The sequence below is a fragment of the Streptomyces sp. NPDC051569 genome (assembly GCF_044454085.1).
In the GTDB taxonomy this organism is placed as follows: domain Bacteria; phylum Actinomycetota; class Actinomycetes; order Streptomycetales; family Streptomycetaceae; genus Streptomyces.
The window spans coordinates 24,831-44,289 of sequence record NZ_JBITDJ010000032.1; the positions used below are offsets into that span (position 1 = coordinate 24,831).

Here is a 19,459-nt window from a genome sequence, read left to right on the forward strand (position 1 = left end):
CACAACCAAGCACGTGTTTCGCCCGTCTACCCCAGCAACCGGCGGCCCAGCGCGCCGCCGACGCCCTGAAGGATGGACGCAGACGTGACCGAAGGTGCCGGCACGCCGGCCGAACCGAATAATCCGGCCGGACCAGAGCCGCAGGACCGGGCGCCTGGATCCGAGGACAACGGTACGGCGGACCCGACGCCCGAGGCCGCCGCGCGGGAGGGGTCCGGACGGACCGAGCCCGGCGGGACGGAACCCGAGGAGACCGAGCCCGGGGAGACCGAGCCCGGGGAGACCGAGCCCGGGGAGACCGAGCCCGGGGAGACGGAACCCGAGAAGACCGGGCCCGGGGAGACGGATACGGAATCCCCGGGCCCGGAGCCCGAAGGAACGGCCGGGCCGACAGCCCCTGAAGAGGCGACTGCCCCTGAAGAGCCGGGTCACCGTGAAGAGCCGGCTGACCCTGAAGAGCCGGCTGACCGTGAAGAGGCAGAGGGGCCGGAGGAACCGGACGGGGCGGCGGCACCCGAAGAGCCTCTGGCGGCCGACGACGCGGCCGCACCCCTCCGGCGCACGAGCCACTGGCTGCGCTGGGTCGCCCTCGGGGCCTCCGTCAGCGTCCTGGCCGCCTCCGGCGCCGGCTGGTGGTTCTACCAGAAGCTCGACGGCAACATCACCACCGACACCACCGCCGCCGCCGAGCTGCACACGTACGAGAAGGAACGCCCCACTCCCGTCGTCCTCGACGCGCAGAACATCCTGCTTCTCGGTTCCGACAGCCGCTCCGGCCAGGGAAACAGCAAGTACGGCGGCGATGACGGCGGTTCGCAGCGTTCCGACACCACGATCCTGCTGCATCTCGCCGCCGACCGGCAGAGCGCGACGGCCGTCTCCGTCCCGCGCGACCTGATGGTGGAGATACCCAGCTGCCGCCGGCCGGACGGCACCCGCACGAAGGAGCAGTTCGCGCAGTTCAACTGGGCTTTCGAGTTCGGCGGCGCGGCCTGCACGATCCGTACGGTCGAGAATCTCACCGGCATCCGCGTCGACCATCACATGGTGATCGACTTCCATGGCTTCAAGGGCATGGTGGACGCCGTGGGAGGCGTCGGCATCTGCCTCAAGGAGCCGGTCGATGACAAGCAGGCGAAGCTGAAGCTGCCCGCCGGTCCGCAGACCCTCGACGGTGAGCAGGCCCTCGGCTTCGTACGCGCCCGTCATGGCATCGGCGACGGCAGTGACACGGAGCGCATGGGGCGGCAGCAGCGGTTCCTGGGCTCCCTCTTCAAGAAGGTGCAGAGCGACGGTGTGCTGCTGAATCCGACCCGGCTCTATCCGGTGCTGGACGCGGCGACGAAGTCCATCACCACGGACGCGGGTCTGGCCACCCTCACCGACCTGTACGACCTGGCGCGATCCATGCGGAACGTACCGATCGACCAGGTGCGGTTCCTGACCGTTCCCCGGCAGCCGTACACCGCCGACCCGAATCGCGACGAACTCGTGCAGCCCGACGCGAAGAACCTCTTCGAGCGGCTGCGCGGCGACGAACCCGTCATCGTCTCGCCATCCGAGACGAACGGCGAGAACAGCGAGAGCGCCGGTCCCGGCGAGGGCGGGACGACGGACGGCGGGAGCCGCGAGAAGCCGGGCGGCACGGGCACGGCGGCTCCTGTCCCGACCCCCACGTTTTCCGGCTCGAACGCGGCAGCCGGGGTGTGTGAGTAAAACAACGGCCGACGCCGAACCGGGACTCCATGAGGATTGGGCGGATTGCCCGGTTGTAAGGGCCGCACAATCCGGCACCGGCGTCGCTCGACGCCGAACCGGGCGGATAGTGTGACGCGATCCGGTGTTTCCGGCCGCGAGGCCAGGTACCGCTGATCGAATGACCGAGCGCCTTCGGGGGAGGCGCTCGCGTGGCACCGACGGAGGATTCAAGCAACCGTGGATGCGCAGAACCGTGGGCAGGCGGACGATATCGACCCCGCCGACCAATGGGTCCTCAACCCGCAGACAGGCAATTACGAACTGCGACTGGACCACTCCGCAGGGCAGTCATCACCGCCCGCCCAGCAGCGCGGCGCCGCACCGGGACGCGGTGCTTCACCGTCGGATACCCCACGGGCGGATACCCCGCGCGACGATGCCGCGCGCGGTGGTTCCGCACGGACACGGACCTCCACCGGCGACGCCGAGGACGCCCCGCCGCGCGCCGACGTACCGGGCCCGCGCAGCCGCCGGGCGGGGAAGGGTGCTGCCGACACGGCGCCCGCCTCGGCCGGGCGCCGTAAGCGCAAGGCCAAGAAGTCGGGCAAGAGGAAATGGCTGCTGTGGACCGGCGGCGTGCTGGCGTTCGTGCTCGTGGGCGGCTCCGCCACCGCGTACTACGCCTACCAGCACTTCAACGGCAACATCGCGACGATCGACGTGCAGGGCGGGAGCAGCGAGGGCTTCCAGAAGGACCAGCCCATCAACATCCTGCTGATCGGCACGGACAAGCGGACCGGCGCGGGCAACGAGGGATACGGCGACAAGGGCAGCGTCGGCCACGCCGACACCAATCTGCTGTTCCACGTCTCCAAGGACCGGACGAACGCGACGGTGCTCTCCATCCCGCGTGACCTGATCACCGACATCCCCGAGTGCACGACCAAGAAGGCCGACGGCAGCACGAAGACGATCCCCGGGACACCCGGGCAACGCTTCAACACCAGCCTCGGCCAGGACGACCGGGACCCCGGCTGCACCATGCTCACCGTCGCGGAGCTCACCGGCCTCAAGATCGACCACTTCATGATGGCGGACTTCAACGCGGTCAAGACGATGTCCACCGCGGTCGGCGGCGTCAAGATCTGCCTCGCCAAGGACATCAACGACAGGGACTCGCACCTGCGGCTCACCAAGGGCGAGCACGTCGTACAGGGCGAGGAGGCGCTGGCCTTCGTGCGTACCCGGCATTCGGTGGGACTGGGCGGCGACCTGAGCCGGATCGAGCTCCAGCAGCAGTTCCTCAGCTCGCTGATCCGGCAGATGAAGTCCAGCGACACCCTCACCAGTCCGACGAAGCTGTGGTCGCTGGCGGAGGCCGCGACCAAGGCGCTCACGGTCGACACCGGCATCGGCAACATCGAGAAGCTCAGCGGCCTCGCCAAGGAACTCGCCAAGGTCGACCCCAAGAACGTCACCTTCGCCACCCTGCCGGTGATCGACAATCCCGACGAGCCCACGCCGGTGACGGTGGTGGTGAACGAGACCCCGGCGAAGCAGCTGTTCGCGATGATGCAGAACGACACGTCGCTCACCGAGGTCGCGCAGCAGAAGGAGGAGGCCAAGACCGAGCAGGCGAAGCTCCTCGCGGGTCCCAAGGCCGCGGCGGCCGATGTCCGGGTCGACGTGTACAACGGTGGCGGTCCGCCGGGATCCGCCCAGGAGACACTGGCCTGGCTGCAGAACACCGAGGGTGTGCCGAAGTCGACCAACAAGGGCAACGCCCCGGCGAACGTGGCGAAGACGACCCTGGAGTACGCGCCGAACCAGGCCGATCAGGCCCGTGCGCTCGCGGCCATGATGGGGCTTCCGGCTTCGGCGATGCAGCAGGGCACGGTGGACGCCGAGGGGCTTGAGGCGATGACGCTGACCCTCGGACCGGACTTCAAGGGCGCGGGGGTGCCCGTCACCGGTCCGGCGAAGGCGCCGGAGAATATGCAGAAGGTTGAAGGCGACAAGCAGGTCTGTGCCAAGTGACGCCGGACCACCGGCTCGTACGGTCGGCGTGATGAGGGGAATCCGGGTGGGGCAGGGCAGCGTGCAGCGGGACGGGACGCGGGAAGGCGTCCCGCACGCCCGCGAGCTGGGCTGGGACGACAGCCTGTACGACGGCGACGGCGACGGCGACCGTGAAGGCAACGGCGGCGGTAGTGGTGGAAGCGGCGGCGGTAGCGGCGGCGGCGAGGACACGGCCGCCGGTGCCGGGGATCCGACGCGGCCGGAGGGTGCCGGTGACGGCGCGGGCGGCACGGACGCCGCCCCGGAGAGCGGCGAAGGCGGCGACGGCCGGCAGTCGCGTGCGAGACGCCGAAGATGGCGAATACTTCGCTGGGCCGCCGCGGTTCTCTCCCTGCTGATACTCGTGACGGCCGGCGCCGGTTATCTGTACTACCGGCACCTCAACGGCAACATCCGCAGCGGCGAGCGCGCCAACGGCACCGACGGCCTGACGAAACCGGCCGCCAACGCGGTGGGCCAGACCCCGCTGAACATCCTGCTGATCGGCTCCGACAGCCGCAACAAGGCGGAGAACGTCGCACTCGGCGGCAGCCGGGACAGCATCGGCAACCCACCGCTCGCGGACGTGCAGATGCTGGTCCACGTCTCCGCCGACCGGAAGAACGCCTCGGTCGTGAGCATCCCGCGCGACACCCGGGTGGACATCCCCGAGTGCAAGGACGCGAAGACCGGCAAGATCTACCCGAAGACCAACACGATCATCAACGAGACACTGGCGCGCGGCGGCCCCGGCTGCACCCTCAGCACCTGGGAGAACCTGACCGGTGTCTACATCGACCACTGGATGACGATCGACTTCTCCGGTGTGGTGAAGATGGCCGACGCGATCGGTGGCGTCGAGGTCTGCGTCAAGGACAACATCTGGGACCGGCCGCTGCCCGGCGTCCCGGGAGGCTCGGGTCTCAAGCTGACGGCGGGCCCGCATCAGATCAAGGGCAAGCAGGCGCTCCAGTGGCTGCGAACGCGGCACGCCTTCGTGAGCGACCTCGGCCGGGCCAAGGCCCAGCACATGTACATGAACGCGATGATCCGCGAGCTTCAGTCGCAGAACGTCTTCACCGACACGGTACGGCTGACCACGCTCGCGGAGGCCGCCACCAAGTCGCTGGAGGTCTCCGAGGAGATCGGCACGGTCAAGCAGCTGTACGACCTGTCGATGCAGCTCAAGAGCGTGCCGTCGAACCGCATCACGATGACGACGATGCCCTGGCTGACGGACCCGCGGAACGCGAATCACCTGGTCCCGCGCGAGGCGGACGCGGCCAAGCTGTGGACGATGCTGCGTCAGGACGTGGCCTTCGACCGCAACGGCGGCGAGGCCGACACCGGCGAGACCGCCGAGAAGCCGGCCGAGACCCTCTCCAAGGACCCGGCGGCGGACCCGGCCGACACCGGCGTGATCGTGCGCAACGGCACCGGGGGGGCGCAGAGTCCGGTACCGGGCCGCGCCGGTGACATCGCGAAGCTGCTGAACGGCAAGGGGTTCACGCTGGCCAAGTCCGACTCCGAGCCGAGCCGGCAGGAGAAGACGACGGTCAGCTTCCCCAGCGCCGATCTGGAGGGGGACGCGCTGGCGGTGGCGAAGGCGCTCGGCATCCCGGCCGGTTCGGTGAAGATCTCCACGGATGTCTCGGGCGTGACGGTCGTCGTGGGCGCCGACTGGCGCAGCGGCTCGGCCTATCCGAAGGAGGCCAGGCCCGAGGCGGGTGGCATCCCGGACACGGCGGACGCCATCAACGGCTCGGAGAAGAACGCCTGCATGGACGTGTACAAGCCGTACCGCTTCTAGGGTGCGTGGCGAAAGCCCCGGCGACGCGAGCGCCGCCCGGTGATCCACCGGGCGGCGCTCGCTCTGTCCCGCGCCGCGTGGGGCCGCCGTACGACTTCTCCGGCGGTACGGTTCTCTCCGGCGGTACGGTTTTCTCCGGCGGTACGGGTTACGCCTCGACCGGCCGTGCCGCCGGGCGGCGGCTCTCGATGACCCGCTTCGCGAGCGAGCGGGGGCTCGTGAGGAAGCCGTATCCCCACGACATGTGCATGGTCGCCAGGGCCACCGGGATCTGGGCCCGGGCCTTGAGCGGCAGTCCCCTGCCCGCCGGGACCGAGCCCGCGGCGATCGCCGCGAGGTAGCCGGCCGGAACGATCAGGCCCCAGGGCGTGAGCACCGCGCCGACCACGATGCCCGCGGCTATCGCGCACACGGCCGTCGGCGGGGCGAGGTAGCGGAGGTTGATCGAGCCGGAGTGGTAGCGGGCGACGACATGCCGCCAGCGGCCGTAGTCCTTGTACTGCTTGGCGAGCGCCCGGACGGAGGGCCGGGGCCGGTACTGCACCCGTAGCTCCGGGGAGAACCAGATCTCACCGCCGGACTCGCGGATACGGAAGTTCAGCTCCCAGTCCTGGGCGCGGATGAACTCCTCGTTGTAGCCGTCCAGCCGTTCCAGCGCCTCGCGCCGGAAGACACCCAGATACACGGTTTCGGCCGGGCCGGCCTGGCCTCCGGTGTGGAAGGCCGCGTTCCCGACGCCGATCTTCGAGGTCATGGCGGCGGCGACCGCGTGCTCCCAGTCGTTCTCGCCCTCGGCGTGCATGATGCCACCGACGTTGTGCGCGCCGGTCTCCTCCAGCAGCCTGACGGCGGTGGCGATGTAGTTCGGCGAGAGCATCCCGTGGCCGTCGACCCGCACCACGACGGGGTGCTTCGACGCCTTGATCGCGGCGTTCAGCGCGGCCGGGGTGCGGCCGGTCGGGTTGGGGACGGTGTGGACGCGGGCGCGCTGGTCCGCCGTCTCCCGTACGAGCTGCGCGGCGATCTCGTCGGTCCGGTCCGTGGACGGTCCGAGCGCGATCACCACCTCCATCTCACCGTCGTACTCCTGCTCCAGGATGTGCCGGACGGAGTTCCTCAGATGGCGTTCCTCGTTGAGCACCGGCATGATCACGGAGACCGCGGGCGGCAGGGCAGGCATGTAGTCCTTCGGGATCCTTCGAGGCCCGGCGACCGGCCTCGGCCAGGGTCGCGCACGGGCCATGGCCGGCCTTCGGGAGCTGGCGGTTTGGCCGCCACGTTACCGCGAACGGGGGACAGCGACGCGCGCCGCCCTGTTGCCGGCCGGTGGCGCTGATCGTATGGGCCCACCGTGCTCCCGATCCCCACCGCGGAGGTGTTCCCCCGTGCCCACGCCACCCCGCTCCTCCCACGACTCCTCCCGCGATCTCTCCGGTCGCCCGTCCGCCCGCTCCTCCCGTACTCCCCGGGCGGGCGGGCGAGGAGCCCGGCCGGGCAGGGGCCGGCGGCCGGGCGGGCGGCCGCGCTGGGGTATGCGGGCGGCGACGACCCTCTCCGTCATGGTCCTGGGCGCCGGCGGGATCGGCCACGCGGTGGTCACCAGCCTCGACACGGGGATCGGCCGGGTCGATCCGTTCAAGGACATGAAGAACCGCCCCGGCGCGGGCCACGGCCTGAATCTCCTGCTCGTCGGCACCGACGGCCGCGACAAGATCACGAAGGCGGAGCGGCGGAAGTACCGGCTCGGTGGCGCGCCCTGCCACTGCACCGACACGATCATGCTCGTCCACCTGTCGAAGGACGGGAAGCGCGCCAGTGTCGTGAGCCTGCCGCGCGACAGTTACGCGCGGCTGCCGGAGCACACCGACACGACCACCGGCGAGCACCACAAGGCCCACGCCGTGAAGATCAACGCGGCGTACGCGGAGGGCGGGCCCCGCCTGACGGTCCGGACCGTGGAGCAGATGACCGGCGTGAAGATCAGCCATTATCTGGAGGTCGACTTCACCAGCTTCATGAAGACGGTGGACGCGCTGGGCGGGGTACGGATCTGTACGCCCCGGCCGCTGAAGGACTCGTACAGCGGACTCGACCTGACGCCCGGCACGCACAAGCTGAACGGTGGCCAGGCCCTCCAGTACGTACGGTCCCGGCACATCGACAGCGCGGCCGACCTCGGCAGGATGCAGCGGCAGCAGCGGTTCGTGGCGGCCCTGATCCATCAGGCGACCAGCAGCGGCGTCCTGCTGAACCCGGTGAAGTTCCGGAAGATCACCTCGACGATGCTCGGCTCGGTCCGGGCCGACAAGGGCTTCGGCGCGGAGCAGTTGATCGCCATGAACGAGGCGATGCGCGGCTTCTCCCCCTCCTCGTCGGAGTTCACGTCCGTGCCGCTCCTCGGCGCCGCGGTCGCGGTCAAGGGCCTCGGCTCCACGGTGAAGTGGGACCCGGTGAAGTCGAAGAGGCTGTTCCAGGCGCTGCGCGAGGACAGGCCGCTGACACCGCCGAGCACGCCGCAGGCGGCGCCGGGGAAGGGGCCGGGTTCGGGGCCCGGCACCGGAGCCCGGCCCGGACCCGGGCCCGACGCGCGGAAGCAACCGGCGCCCCGGACGCAGCCGCAGACGCGGCCGGAACAGCTGAAGAACGCCCTGCTGGTCGACGTGCGGCCGCGGACGATCCGGGTGCAGGTCGTGAACGGGACCCGTACGGACGGTCTCGGCAAGCGGGTCGACGACGCGCTGCGCGCCACCGGCTTCGACACGACCGGCACGCCGCTCACCTCATCCGGCCGCGATCTGCGGCGCACGGTCGTGATGTACGACCCGCGCTGGGACCGCTCGGCGAAATCCCTGGCGGCCGCACTCCCCGGCAGCGAGCTGCGCGCGGTGAAGCTGCAGGGTGCGACGCTCAAGGTGGTGGCGGGCCGGGACTACAAGGCGGTGTCGCCGGTACGGGCCGAGGAGCCGCCCCAGGGGCAGTTCGCGACGGTGACCGGCGACCAGGTGGTCTGCCCGTAGGTTCTGATCCTGGATGCCGTCGGCGGTTCTAGTCCTGGATGCCGTCGGCCGCGCGCTTCTCCCGCAGTTCCTTGATCGCGCGGCGCCGGGCGAGCCGGTGCGTACGGCGGATCTGGGCCTCCTGGTAGCGCCGCTTGTCGCGCTCCGTCTCCGGGATCACGTGCGGTACGGCGCGCGGCCTGCCCTCCGCGTCCACGGCCGCGAAGACCAGGTACGCGCTGCCGACCTGGGTCGCCGGGGTCGACTCGTTCCAGCGCTCGGCCAGCACCCGCACGCCGACCTCCATCGAGGACCGGCCCGTCCAGTTCACCTGTGCCTTCACATGGACCAGGTCGCCGACCCGTACCGGCTCCAGGAAGACCATCTCGTCCATGGACGCGGTGACGGCGGGCCCACCGGAGTGCCGGCCCGCGACCGCGCCGGCCGCGTCGTCGACCAGCTTCATGATCACGCCACCGTGCACCGTACCGAGGAGGTTGGTGTCGCTGCCGGTCATGATGTGGCTGAGCGTGGTCCGGGAGGCGGAGGTGGGCTTGCCCGGAATGTCATTTTCCGGATGCCGGGCCTGATCTGTCATGCCCTCCACCCTATGCGGGGGTCCGGAATGATCCGCTCCGGGTCCGCATTGCATCAGATTCGCAACAGCCCCGGTCCGATTCCCCACCCGCTCTGTCAGCCGCACCCCCCTCCCCGGCACACTGGTCCGCATGAATGATTGGCCCGATCAGTGGAACGGCGACGGCCGCGAGCGCGGTGACCGCCACGGGCGCGGCAGCGCGGGCGCGCAGCCCGAGGGCGCGCGCGCGATGCCGCACGTACGGCCCCGGCCCGGCGTCCCTCCGCAGCAGTCGGGCGGGTACGACGAGGGATACGGCCAGGGGTACGACAGCGGGTACAACACGGGCCAGGTCTACGGCAGCCCGGCCGGGGGCGGCGGCCACGCCGGCGGACCCCCGCCCCCGTTCCCGCCGGGCGGCGCCCCCGTGCCCCGGCACGCCCCGGACTGGCGCCGCCGTATCAAGATCGGCGCGCTGGTGCTGGTCGTCGTGGTCCTCGGTGTCTCCATCAGTACGTACTTCTGGGCCGACTCCAAGCTCCGGCGCGATGTCGACCTCGCCAAGGTCATCGAACGCCCGAAGGCCGGCGACGGCACCAACTATCTGATCGTCGGCTCGGACAGCCGCGAGGGCATGTCCGCCGAGGAGAAGAAGGCGCTCCACACGGGTTCGGCCGAGGGCAAGCGCACGGACTCGATGATGATCCTGCACGACGGGTCCAGCGGTCCGACGCTGGTCTCGCTGCCGCGCGACTCCAACGTGACGATCCCGTCGTTCCGCGGCTCGGAGTCGGGCAAGCTCTTCCCGAGCACGGGCCGCCAGACGAAGCTGAACGCGGCGTACGCGGAGGACGGCCCCGAACTGCTCGTCCGTACGGTCGAGTTCAACACCGGTCTGCGCATCGACCACTACGTCGAGATCGGCTTCGCCGGCTTCGCCGGCATCGTGGACGCGATCGGTGGGGTGGAGATCGACATCCCGAAGGCGTTCAAGGACAAGAAGTCCGGCGCCGACTTCCAGGCGGGCAAGCAGACCCTCGACGGCGAGCAGTCCCTGGCCTTCGTCCGGACGCGGTACGCGTTCGCCCGCAGCGACCTGGACCGTACGAAGAACCAGCAGAAGTTCCTGGCCGCGCTGGCCTCCCAGACCGCGACGCCGGGCACGATCCTCAACCCCTTCAAGCTCTACCCGACACTGGGCTCGGGCCTGGACACGCTGATCGTGGACAAGGACATGTCCCTGTGGTCCCTGAGCCAGATGTTCTTCGCGATGAAGGGCGTCACGGGCGGCGAGGGCACCTCCATGAACATGCCGATCTCAGGCAGCGTGGGCGGCAACCTCGTCTGGGACAAGGCCAAGGTCAAGGAGCTGGTGGGGCAGCTGAACAACGACGAGAAGGTCACGGTCTCCGGCGACTAGCAGCGTTCCGGGCAGGCCTGAGGGGGGCACTCCGCCGGAGTGCCCCCCTCCTCGTACCCGGACGGATCGGACCCGCCGTTACGGGATGTTCCTCGCCATCACGATGCGCTGGATCTGGTTCGTGCCCTCGTATATCTGCGTGATCTTCGCGTCGCGCATCATGCGTTCCATCGGGTAGTCACGTGTGTAGCCGTAGCCGCCGAGCAGCTGCACCGCGTCCGTGGTGATCTCCATGGCGGCGTCCGAGGCGAAGCACTTCGCCGCCGCGCCGAAGAAGGTCAGGTCCTCCTTGGCGCTGCCCTGCGAGACGCGTTCCGACCTGGCGGCCGCCGCGTAGGTGAGCTGGCGGGCCGCCTCCAGCTTCATGGCCATGTCGGCGAGCATGAACTGGACGCCCTGGAAGTCGGCGATCGGCTTGCCGAACTGCTTGCGTTCCTGGACGTAGCCCTTGGCGTAGTCGAGCGCGCCCTGGGCGATGCCGAGGGCCTGGGCCGCGATCGTGACGCGGGTGTGGTCGAGGGTCTTCATCGCGGTGGCGAAGCCCGTGCCCTCCGCGCCGATCAGGCGGTCGGCGGGGATCCGGACGTTGTCGAGGTAGACCTCACGGGTCGGGGAGCCCTTGATGCCGAGCTTCTTCTCCGGGGCGCCGAAGGAGACGCCGGGGTCCGACTTCTCGACGACGAACGCGCTGATGCCCTTGGTGCGCCGGTCGGGGTCGGTGACCGCCATGACCGTGTAGTAGTCGGAGACGCCGGCGTTGGTGATCCAGCGCTTCACGCCGTTGAGGACGTAGTGGTCGCCGTCCCGTACCGCCTTGGTCTTCATGCCGCCCGCGTCGGAGCCCGCGTCCGGTTCGGAGAGGCAGTACGAGAACATCGCGTCGCCCTTGGCGAGCGGGCCCAGGTACTTCCGCTTCAGGTCGGCGGAGCCGGAGAGGATCACCGGCAGCGAGCCGAGCTTGTTCACCGCCGGGATCAGGGAGGAGGAGGCGCAGACCCGCGCCACCTCTTCGATGACGATCACGGTGGCGAGGGCGTCGGCGCCCGCGCCGCCGTACTCCTCGGGGACGTGGACCGCGTGCAGGTCGGAGGCGACCAGGGCGTCCAGGGCCTCCTGCGGGAAGCGGGCCTCTTCGTCGACCGCCGCCGCGAACGGCGCGATCTTCGCCTCGGCGAGCGCGCGTACGGCCTCGCGGAGCATGTCGTGCTCCTCCGACGGGCGGTACAGGTCGAAATCAGCCGATCCGGCCACGGTCTCTCACTCCCCAGGATGCTAACTACCGTTAAGTAACACGATTTTAGGGGTCGGCGCCGCCGTAGGGATAGGTGAGCTTCCCTACAACCGGCCCGCCGGCGACCGGGCGGTGGCGGTCCGCCGATAGGCAAGTGCCCCCGCCGGGCCGCGACGGCGCGCGGATATGCTCGGGCAGCGTTGTCCCGCCCGTATCTCCTTGGAGCACCTCATGGCCCTCAAGATCACCGTGGTCGGCACCGGCTACCTCGGCGCCACCCACGCCGCGGCCATGGCGGAGCTCGGCTTCGAGGTCCTCGGCCTCGATGTGGTCCCGGAGAAGATCGAGATGCTGTCGGCGGGGCGGGTCCCGATGTACGAGCCCGGACTTGAGGAACTGCTGCGCAAGCACGTGGCCGGTATCGAGGGATCGACCGGGCGGCTGCGGTTCACGATGGACTGGGCGGAGATCGCGGAGTTCGGCGATGTGCACTTCATCTGTGTGAACACCCCCCAGAAGCACGGCGAGTACGCCTGCGACATGTCGTACGTCGACTCCGCCGTCGAGAGCCTCGCCAAGCACCTGGGCAAGCCCGCGCTGGTCGTCGGCAAGTCCACGGTGCCGGTGGGCAGCGCGGAGCGGCTCGCGGCCCGCATCACCGAACTGGCCCCGGCCGGCGCCGACGTGGAGCTGGCGTGGAACCCGGAGTTCCTGCGCGAGGGCTTCGCCGTGCAGGACACGCTGCACCCGGACCGTGTCGTCGTGGGCGTGCGCAGCGAGCACGCCGAGCGGCTGCTGCGCGAGGTGTACGCGACGCCCATCGGCGAGGGCTCGCCCTTCGTCGTGACGGACTTCCCGACCGCCGAGCTGGTGAAGACCTCCGCCAACTCCTTCCTGGCCACGAAGATCTCGTTCATCAACGCGATGGCGGAGGTCTGCGAGGCGGCCGGCGGCGACGTGCAGAAGCTGGCGGAGGCGCTCGGGCACGACGAGCGGATCGGGAAGAAGTTCCTGCGCGCGGGGATCGGCTTCGGTGGCGGCTGTCTGCCGAAGGACATCCGGGCGTTCATGGCCCGCGCCGGTGAACTGGGCGCGGACCAGGCGCTGACGTTCCTGCGCGAGGTCGACTCGATCAACATGCGCCGCCGTGGCCACATGGTGGAGCTGGCGCGCGAGGCCGTGGGCGGCGACTCGTCGTTCCTCGGCAAGCGGGTCGCGGTCCTCGGCGCGACGTTCAAGCCCGACTCCGACGACGTACGGGACTCCCCCGCGCTCAACGTCGCCGGCCAGATCCACCTTCAGGGCGGCCAGGTCACGGTGTACGACCCCAAGGGCATGGAGAACGCGAAGCGGCTCTTCCCGACGCTGGGCTACGCGGACTCCGCGCTGGACGCGGTGCGCGGCGCCGACGTCGTACTGCACCTCACGGAGTGGCACGAGTTCCGCGAGCTGGACCCGGCGCTGCTGGGTGAGGCGGTGTCGCGCCGACTGATCCTGGACGGCCGCAACGCCCTGGACCCGGAGCTGTGGCGCGGGGCGGGCTGGACGTACCGCGCGATGGGCCGCCCGCGCGCCTGACGCCTCTCGGGCGCGGCTGCTGGGGCACGGTTCGCTGCCGGTACGGCTCGCGGGGCGTGACGGCCGTCGTGCCGGTATCGCGAACGGCCGGGGGGGGTACGGGACGACTCACTGTCCCGTACCCCCTCGGCCGTACGCCCTGACACGGGCACCCTGACACGGGCGCCCTCGCACGGGCACCCTCACACGCGCCGTCAGCTCGCCGCGCCGCCGTCCAGCTCCTCGATCGTCGCCAGTGACGGGCCGCGCTCGGCCTGGGCCGCGCGGGCCACGTCTTCCGCCGCGCGCAGCACGCGGACCGCGTTGTGCCACGTCAGCTTGGAGACGTCCGCCGTGGACCAGCCGCGGGAGAGGAGTTCCGCGATCAGGTTCGGGTAGCCCGCGACGTCCTCCAGGCCCGTGGGCGTGAACGCCGTGCCGTCGAAGTCGCCGCCGATGCCGATGTGGTCGATGCCGGCGACCTCGCGCATGTGGTCGAGGTGGTCGGCGACCGTGGCGGCCGTGGCGGCCGGGCGGGGGTGGGCCGCCTCGAACGCCTCGTGGATCTTCATCGCCTCGGTGGTGGTGTCGAGTGCGTGCAGGCCGCGCGCCCGCATGTTCTCGTCCGCCGCCTGGGTCCAGGCCACCGCCGCCGGGAGGATGAACTTCGGTACGAACGTGGCCATCGCCACGCCCCCGTTGGCCGGCAGCAGCGCCAGCACGTCGTCCGGGATGTTGCGCGGGTGGTCGCAGATCGCCCGGGCCGAGGAGTGCGAGAAGATCACCGGCGCCCCGGTCACGGCGAGCGCGTCACGCATCGTCGTGGCGGCCACGTGCGAGAGGTCGACCAGCATGCCGGTCCGGTTCATCTCGCGGACCACCTCGCGGCCGAAGGCCGAGAGCCCGCCCACGCCCGGGGCGTCCGTCGCCGAGTCCGCCCACGCGATGTTGTCGTTGTGGGTGAGCGTCATGTAGCGGACGCCCAGGGTGTGCAGGGCCCGCAGTGTGGCGAGGGAGTTGTTGATGGAGTGGCCGCCCTCGGCGCCCATCAGCGAGGCGATCCTGCCGTCGCGGCGCGCGGTCTCCATGTCGTCGGCGGTGAGCGCGCGGACCAGGTCACGCGGGTAGCGGGCGAGCAGGGCGCCGACCACGTCGATCTGTTCCAGCGTCGCGCTGACCGCGTCGTCGCCGGCCATGTCGGACCGTACGTACACCGACCAGAACTGCGCGCCGACGCCGCCGCGCCGCAGCCGGGGGATGTCCGTGTGCAGCTGCCCGGACAGGTCACCGGCGATGTCGAGCCGGTCGAGGTCGTAGCGGACGTGCTCGCGCAGCGCCCACGGCAGGTCGTTGTGGCCGTCGACCACGGGCGCGGTGGCCAGCAGCGCACGCGCCTCTTCGAGAAAACCCCTGGAGTCCGCGGAGCCCGTACCGCTCACGGCCGTCACTTCCCGAATCCGAAGCTGTCCGAGCCCTCGACCTTGGCGCGCAGTCGCTTGCCCTTCTCCGTCGCCTGGTCGTTCAGCTCCTGCTGGAATTCGCGCATCCGGGTCTGGAGCTCGGGGTCGTGGGACGCGAGGATACGGGCCGCGAGCAGACCCGCGTTCCGCGCGCCGCCGACCGAGACGGTGGCGACCGGGACCCCGGCCGGCATCTGCACGATGGAGAGCAGGGAGTCCATGCCGTCGAGGTACTTGAGCGGTACGGGGACGCCGATCACCGGCAGCGGGGTCACCGAGGCGAGCATGCCCGGCAGGTGGGCCGCGCCGCCCGCGCCCGCGATGATGGCCTTGAGGCCGCGTCCCGCCGCGTCCTCGCCGTACGCGATCATCTCGTGCGGCATCCGGTGGGCGGAGACGACGCCGACCTCGAACGGAATTTCGAACTCGCCGAGGGCCTTCGCGGCGGCCTCCATCACCGGCCAGTCGGAGTCCGAGCCCATCACGATGCCGACAACAGGGGAAGTCATTCGGTGATCGTTCCTCGGAGGTAGCCGGCGGCGTGGCGGGCGCGCTCCAGCACGTCCTCCAGGTCGTCGCCGTAGGTGTTGACGTGCCCCACCTTGCGGCCGGGCTTCACGTCCTTGCCGTACATGTGGATCTTGAGCTGCGGGTCCCTGGCCATGCAGTGCAGGTACGCGGCGTACATGTCGGGGTAGTCGCCACCGAGCACATTGCCCATGACCGTCCACGCCGCGCGCGGGCGCGGGTCGCCGAGCGGCAGGTCGAGCACGGCGCGCACGTGGTTGGCGAACTGCGAGGTGATCGCGCCGTCCTGCGTCCAGTGCCCGGAGTTGTGCGGGCGCATCGCCAGCTCGTTCACCAGGATCCGTCCGTCACGGGTCTCGAACAGCTCCACCGCGAGGTGTCCGACGACGCCCAGCTCGGCCGCGATCCGCAGCGCGAGCTGCTGGGCCTCGCCGGACAGCTCCTCCGAGAGACCGGGCGCGGGCGCGATGACCGTGTCGCAGACGCCGTCGACCTGCTGCGACTCCACGACGGGGTAGGCCACGGCCTGGCCGTGCGGCGAGCGGACGATGTTCGCCGCCAGCTCCCGTACGAAGTCGACCTTCTCCTCGGCGAGGACGGGGACCCCGGCCCGGAAGGGCTGCCCGGCGTCCTCGGCGGACCGGACGACCCAGACACCCTTGCCGTCGTAGCCGCCGCGCACCGTCTTGAGGATGACCGGGAAGCCGCCCACCTCGGCGGCGAAGGCCACGGCGTCCGCCGGGTCGGCCACGATGCGGTGGCGCGGGCAGGGGACACCCAGCTCCATCAGGCGGGCGCGCATCACCCCCTTGTCCTGGGCGTGCACCAGCGCGTCCGGACCCGGCCTGACCGGGATACCGTCCGCTTCCAGGACGCGCAGATGCTCGATCGGCACATGCTCGTGATCGAACGTGATCACATCGCAGCCGCGCGCGAAGTCACGCAGCGTGTCCAGGTCGCGATAGTCGCCGATGACGACATCGTTCACCACCTGGGCAGCCGAATCCTGGGGTGTGTCACTGAGGAGCTTGAACTTGAGGCCGAGGGGGATGCCTGCCTCGTGGGTCATGCGGGCGAGCTGACCGCCGCCGACCATGCCGACTACCGGAAATGTCACGCACCCAGGGTATCCGCCGCCGCGCCGAAGACGTGATCCAGACCCGAATGCCTGGCCCGCGGGCGCCTGCGGGGCCGCTGGATAGCATGGCTGGTAGTGACATCTATTCGTACATCCACTGGTGCATCCATCGGACGGGGCTGAGCGGTCTTATGAGCGAACGGGGCGCGCTCCGCGCGCGGCTGGACCGGCTCGACCGGCTCGTGCACGAGGTGGCCAAGTTCGGCGCGGTGGGCGGCGCGGGGCTGCTGGTCAACCTGCTGGTCTTCAACGTCGTGCGGCACACCACCGAGCTGGCCGTCGTGCGGGCCAGTGTCCTGGCCACCGTCGTGTCGATCGCCTTCAACTACGCGGGCTTCCGCTACTTCACCTACCGGGACCGCGACAAGAGCGGCCGTACGAAGGAACTGACGCTCTTCCTGCTGTTCAGCGCCATCGGCCTGGTGATCGAGAACGGGATGCTCTACGCCGCGACGTACGGCTTCGGCTGGGACTCCCCGCTGCAGAGCAACGTGTTCAAGTTCGTCGGCATCGGCGTCGCGACGCTGTTCCGCTTCTGGTCGTACCGGACATGGGTGTTCAAGGCGCTGCCCACCCCCGGCGCCGGAAGCGGGGCCGATGCCGGGGCCGGGGCCGGGGCCGAACGGTCCAGCGACTCGCTGACCCGCTGACCCGACTGGCCCGCCTGACCAGCTGATCCGCGCCCCGAGGTCCGCCGGGACGACGGCTCAGCGGACCGGACGCTCCGGCTCCTTCGGCGTCTTGCGGGTACGGGCCTCCCGGCTGAGGAAGAGGGCGAAGACCGGCGGATGCTGCTGGAGCAGCTCCAGCCGGCCGCCGTCCGCCTCCGCCAGATCGCGGGCCACGGCCAGCCCGATCCCGGTGGAGTTGCGTCCGCTGATGGTCCGCTCGAAGATCCGCGCCCCGAGGTCCGCCGGGACGCCGGGCCCCTCGTCGGTCACCTCGATGACGGCCTGGTTGCCGGTGACGCGGGTGCGCAGGGCGACCGTGCCGCCACCGTGCATCAGGGAATTCTCGATCAGGGCGGCGAGCACCTGGGCGACCGCGCCCGGGGTGCCGACGGCCCGCATCCCGGCCCGGCCCGAGGCGACGACGGCCCGCCCCTCGCCGCGATAGGCCGGGCGCCACTCCTCCAGCTGCTGCTTGACGACCTCGTCGAGGTCGAAGGCGACGGCCGACCCGGTGCGCGGATCACGGGCGTTGGTGAGCAGCCGCTCCACCACGTCGGTCAGCCGCTCCACCTGCGTCAGCGCGATCATCGCCTCCTCCTTCACCGTGTCCAGGTCGTCGGTGGCGGAGATCTCCTCCAGCCGCATGGACAGGGCGGTCAGGGGCGTACGCAGCTGATGCGAGGCGTCCGCCGCGAGCCGCCGCTCGGCGGTGAGCATGCGGGCGATCCGCTCGGCGCTGGAGTCGAGGACGTCGGCGACCCGGTCCAGCTCGGGCACCGCGTACCGCTTGTGCCGGGGGCGCGGGTCGCCGGAGCCGAGGCGTTCGGCGGTCTCCGCGAGGTCGGTGAGCGGCGAGGCCAGCTTGTTGGCCTGACGTACCGCCAGCAGGACGGCGGCGATGACGGCGAGCAGCGCCACCGCGCCGATGATCAGCAGGGTGCGGCCGACCTCGCGGGTGACGGCGGAGCGGGACTCCTCGACCGTGACGTTCTCGCCCTCCTCGCCCTGGGCGGTGCCCCGGATGACGCTGCCGGTGGGGCGTTCGCCGATCTCGACGGGGGGCCGGCCGGGGAGCGCGATGCGGGCGTAGCGGTCCGGGTCGATCTGCTCGGACAGGACCTGCGGGGTGACGTTCTCACCGCCGAGGATGCGGCTGTCGACGATACTCACCAGGCGCAGCGCCTCGGAGTCGACGCTCTCCTGGGCGCTGCTGCTGATCGTGCGGGTCTCGACGATGACGAGCGACACCCCGAACACGGCGATGACGACGAGCACCACGGCGAGCGTGGAGTTGATCAGACGACGGCGCAAGGTGCCCTCCGGGCGGGGTGACGCGATGACAGGCGTGCCGCTCCGAGCCTAAGAGGTACGCACAGCACCTCTCCGCAGCCGGGGCGGCCCCGAAGGTCCACCGCCCCGAAGGCCCCACCGCCCCGGAGGCCGCCGTTCCGAACAGCACCGCCCCGAGGTGCCTCCCGCCGCGAAGTCTCCCCCGCGCCCGGCCCCGGGTGCGTCAGCTCTTCTCGAAGCGGAAGCCGACGCCTCGCACCGTGGCGATGTAGCGGGGGTTGGCCGCGTCGTCCCCGAGCTTCTTGCGCAGCCACGAGATGTGCATGTCGAGCGTCTTGGTGGACGACCACCAGGTGGTGTCCCAGACCTCGCGCATCAACTGGTCGCGGGTGACGACCCGGCCCGCGTCGCGGACGAGGACCCGCAGCAGGTCGAACTCCTTGGCGGTGAGCTGGAGCTCCTCGTCGCCCATCCAGGCGCGGTGCGACTCGACGTCGATCCGTACGCCGTGGGTGGCGGGGGCCGGGGCGGGGTCGGAGGCGCCGCGCCGCAACAGCGCCCGCACCCGGGCGAGCAGTTCGGCGAGGCGGAAGGGCTTGGTCACGTAGTCGTCGGCGCCGGCGTCCAGACCGACCACGGTGTCGACCTCGTCGGCGCGGGCGGTCAGCACCAGGATCGGCACGGTGTGGCCCTCGGCGCGCAGCCGGCGGGCGACTTCGAGGCCGTCCATCCCGGGCAGCCCCAGGTCGAGTACGACCAGATCGACGCCGCCCTGGAGTCCTGCGTCCAGAGCGGTCGGACCGTCTTCGCGGACCTCGACCTCGTAACCCTCCCGTCGCAGGGCGCGGGCCAGCGGCTCCGAGATGGAAGCGTCGTCCTCGGCGAGCAGTACACGGGTCATGGGGTGATGGTAGACCGCGCCGGGCGGCCCTAGGCCGTGTCTGATAAATGATCATGCGGTGGTGTCGCGGAGCCACAAGATGAGCGAGGCCAGGTGCAGTCCCGACTGATAGCGGACGGCGAGC

The 19,459-nt window shown here is 70.6% G+C and carries 15 protein-coding genes; 7 read left to right on the plus strand and 8 right to left on the minus strand.

All coding sequences use genetic code 11. The annotated features are described in order from the left end of the window. Nucleotides 1–72 precede the first annotated feature (72 nt). The 3 genes from ACIBAE_RS28220 to ACIBAE_RS28230 all read left to right on the plus strand — a co-directional run bounded on the left by ACIBAE_RS28220 (nucleotide 73) and on the right by ACIBAE_RS28230 (nucleotide 5,566). The gene (locus ACIBAE_RS28220; RefSeq protein WP_399290778.1) at nucleotides 73–1,716 is read left to right on the plus strand and encodes an LCP family protein; all 1,644 of its coding nucleotides are present in this window, start codon (nucleotides 73–75) and stop codon (nucleotides 1,714–1,716) included. Between the two features lie 219 nt (nucleotides 1,717–1,935). Continuing rightward, nucleotides 1,936–3,735, plus strand: coding sequence for an LCP family protein (locus tag ACIBAE_RS28225; protein WP_399290781.1), 1,800 nt, complete (start codon nucleotides 1,936–1,938; stop codon nucleotides 3,733–3,735). A gap of 31 nt (nucleotides 3,736–3,766) precedes the next feature. Beyond that, nucleotides 3,767–5,566, plus strand: coding sequence for an LCP family protein (locus ACIBAE_RS28230; protein WP_399290783.1), 1,800 nt, complete (start codon nucleotides 3,767–3,769; stop codon nucleotides 5,564–5,566). A 148-nt stretch (nucleotides 5,567–5,714) separates the two neighbouring features. Here ACIBAE_RS28230 and ACIBAE_RS28235 read toward each other — a convergent pair whose 3' ends face one another. Then, nucleotides 5,715–6,746 carry a glycosyltransferase family 2 protein gene (locus tag ACIBAE_RS28235; protein ID WP_399290786.1) on the minus strand — a complete coding sequence of 344 codons (1,032 nt, stop codon included), beginning with the start codon at nucleotides 6,744–6,746 and terminating at the stop codon, nucleotides 5,715–5,717. 352 nt (nucleotides 6,747–7,098) lie between these two features. Here ACIBAE_RS28235 and ACIBAE_RS28240 point away from each other — a divergent pair, with 352 nt between their 5' ends. Next, nucleotides 7,099–8,583: an LCP family protein gene (locus tag ACIBAE_RS28240; protein WP_399290809.1), complete on the plus strand. Its 1,485-nt coding sequence runs from the start codon at nucleotides 7,099–7,101 to the stop codon at nucleotides 8,581–8,583. 28 nt (nucleotides 8,584–8,611) lie between these two features. Here ACIBAE_RS28240 and ACIBAE_RS28245 read toward each other — a convergent pair whose 3' ends face one another. After that, entirely contained in the window at nucleotides 8,612–9,160 is a 549-nt protein-coding gene (locus tag ACIBAE_RS28245; RefSeq protein WP_399290789.1) for an acyl-CoA thioesterase, read from the minus strand. A 130-nt stretch (nucleotides 9,161–9,290) separates the two neighbouring features. On the opposite strand from ACIBAE_RS28245, the gene ACIBAE_RS28250 reads away from it, so the two are divergent. Further along, nucleotides 9,291–10,559, plus strand: coding sequence for an LCP family protein (locus tag ACIBAE_RS28250; protein ID WP_399290791.1), 1,269 nt, complete (start codon nucleotides 9,291–9,293; stop codon nucleotides 10,557–10,559). Between the two features lie 78 nt (nucleotides 10,560–10,637). Here the strand turns inward: ACIBAE_RS28250 and ACIBAE_RS28255 are convergent, their stop codons facing one another. Beyond that, nucleotides 10,638–11,810, minus strand: coding sequence for an acyl-CoA dehydrogenase family protein (locus ACIBAE_RS28255; RefSeq protein ID WP_399290794.1), 1,173 nt, complete (start codon nucleotides 11,808–11,810; stop codon nucleotides 10,638–10,640). Nucleotides 11,811–12,021: 211 nt separating this feature from the next. On the opposite strand from ACIBAE_RS28255, the gene ACIBAE_RS28260 reads away from it, so the two are divergent. Further along, nucleotides 12,022–13,368: a UDP-glucose dehydrogenase family protein gene (locus ACIBAE_RS28260; RefSeq protein ID WP_399290797.1), complete on the plus strand. Its 1,347-nt coding sequence runs from the start codon at nucleotides 12,022–12,024 to the stop codon at nucleotides 13,366–13,368. Between the two features lie 194 nt (nucleotides 13,369–13,562). Here ACIBAE_RS28260 and ACIBAE_RS28265 read toward each other — a convergent pair whose 3' ends face one another. Genes ACIBAE_RS28265 through ACIBAE_RS28275 form a run of 3 tightly spaced genes read right to left on the minus strand, consistent with a single transcriptional unit; the run spans nucleotide 13,563 to nucleotide 16,452 of the window. Next, complete coding sequence (locus ACIBAE_RS28265; RefSeq protein ID WP_399290812.1) at nucleotides 13,563–14,786, minus strand: dipeptidase; 1,224 nt, start codon at nucleotides 14,784–14,786, stop codon at nucleotides 13,563–13,565. Between the two features lie 5 nt (nucleotides 14,787–14,791). After that, nucleotides 14,792–15,316: a 5-(carboxyamino)imidazole ribonucleotide mutase gene (gene purE, locus ACIBAE_RS28270; RefSeq protein ID WP_399290800.1), complete on the minus strand. Its 525-nt coding sequence runs from the start codon at nucleotides 15,314–15,316 to the stop codon at nucleotides 14,792–14,794. After that, entirely contained in the window at nucleotides 15,313–16,452 is a 1,140-nt protein-coding gene (locus ACIBAE_RS28275; protein WP_399290803.1) for a 5-(carboxyamino)imidazole ribonucleotide synthase, read from the minus strand. Before ACIBAE_RS28275 ends, purE begins: the two co-directional genes overlap by 4 nt. A 152-nt stretch (nucleotides 16,453–16,604) precedes the next feature. Here ACIBAE_RS28275 and ACIBAE_RS28280 point away from each other — a divergent pair, with 152 nt between their 5' ends. After that, on the plus strand, nucleotides 16,605–17,123 hold the full coding sequence (locus tag ACIBAE_RS28280) for a GtrA family protein (RefSeq protein ID WP_399290815.1): 519 nt from the start codon (nucleotides 16,605–16,607) through the stop codon (nucleotides 17,121–17,123). A 57-nt stretch (nucleotides 17,124–17,180) separates the two neighbouring features. Here ACIBAE_RS28280 and ACIBAE_RS28285 read toward each other — a convergent pair whose 3' ends face one another. Next, nucleotides 17,181–18,455, minus strand: coding sequence for an ATP-binding protein (locus ACIBAE_RS28285; protein WP_399290806.1), 1,275 nt, complete (start codon nucleotides 18,453–18,455; stop codon nucleotides 17,181–17,183). A gap of 202 nt (nucleotides 18,456–18,657) precedes the next feature. Then, nucleotides 18,658–19,335: a response regulator transcription factor gene (locus ACIBAE_RS28290; RefSeq protein WP_161312596.1), complete on the minus strand. Its 678-nt coding sequence runs from the start codon at nucleotides 19,333–19,335 to the stop codon at nucleotides 18,658–18,660. Between the last annotated feature and the right edge of the window lie 124 nt (nucleotides 19,336–19,459).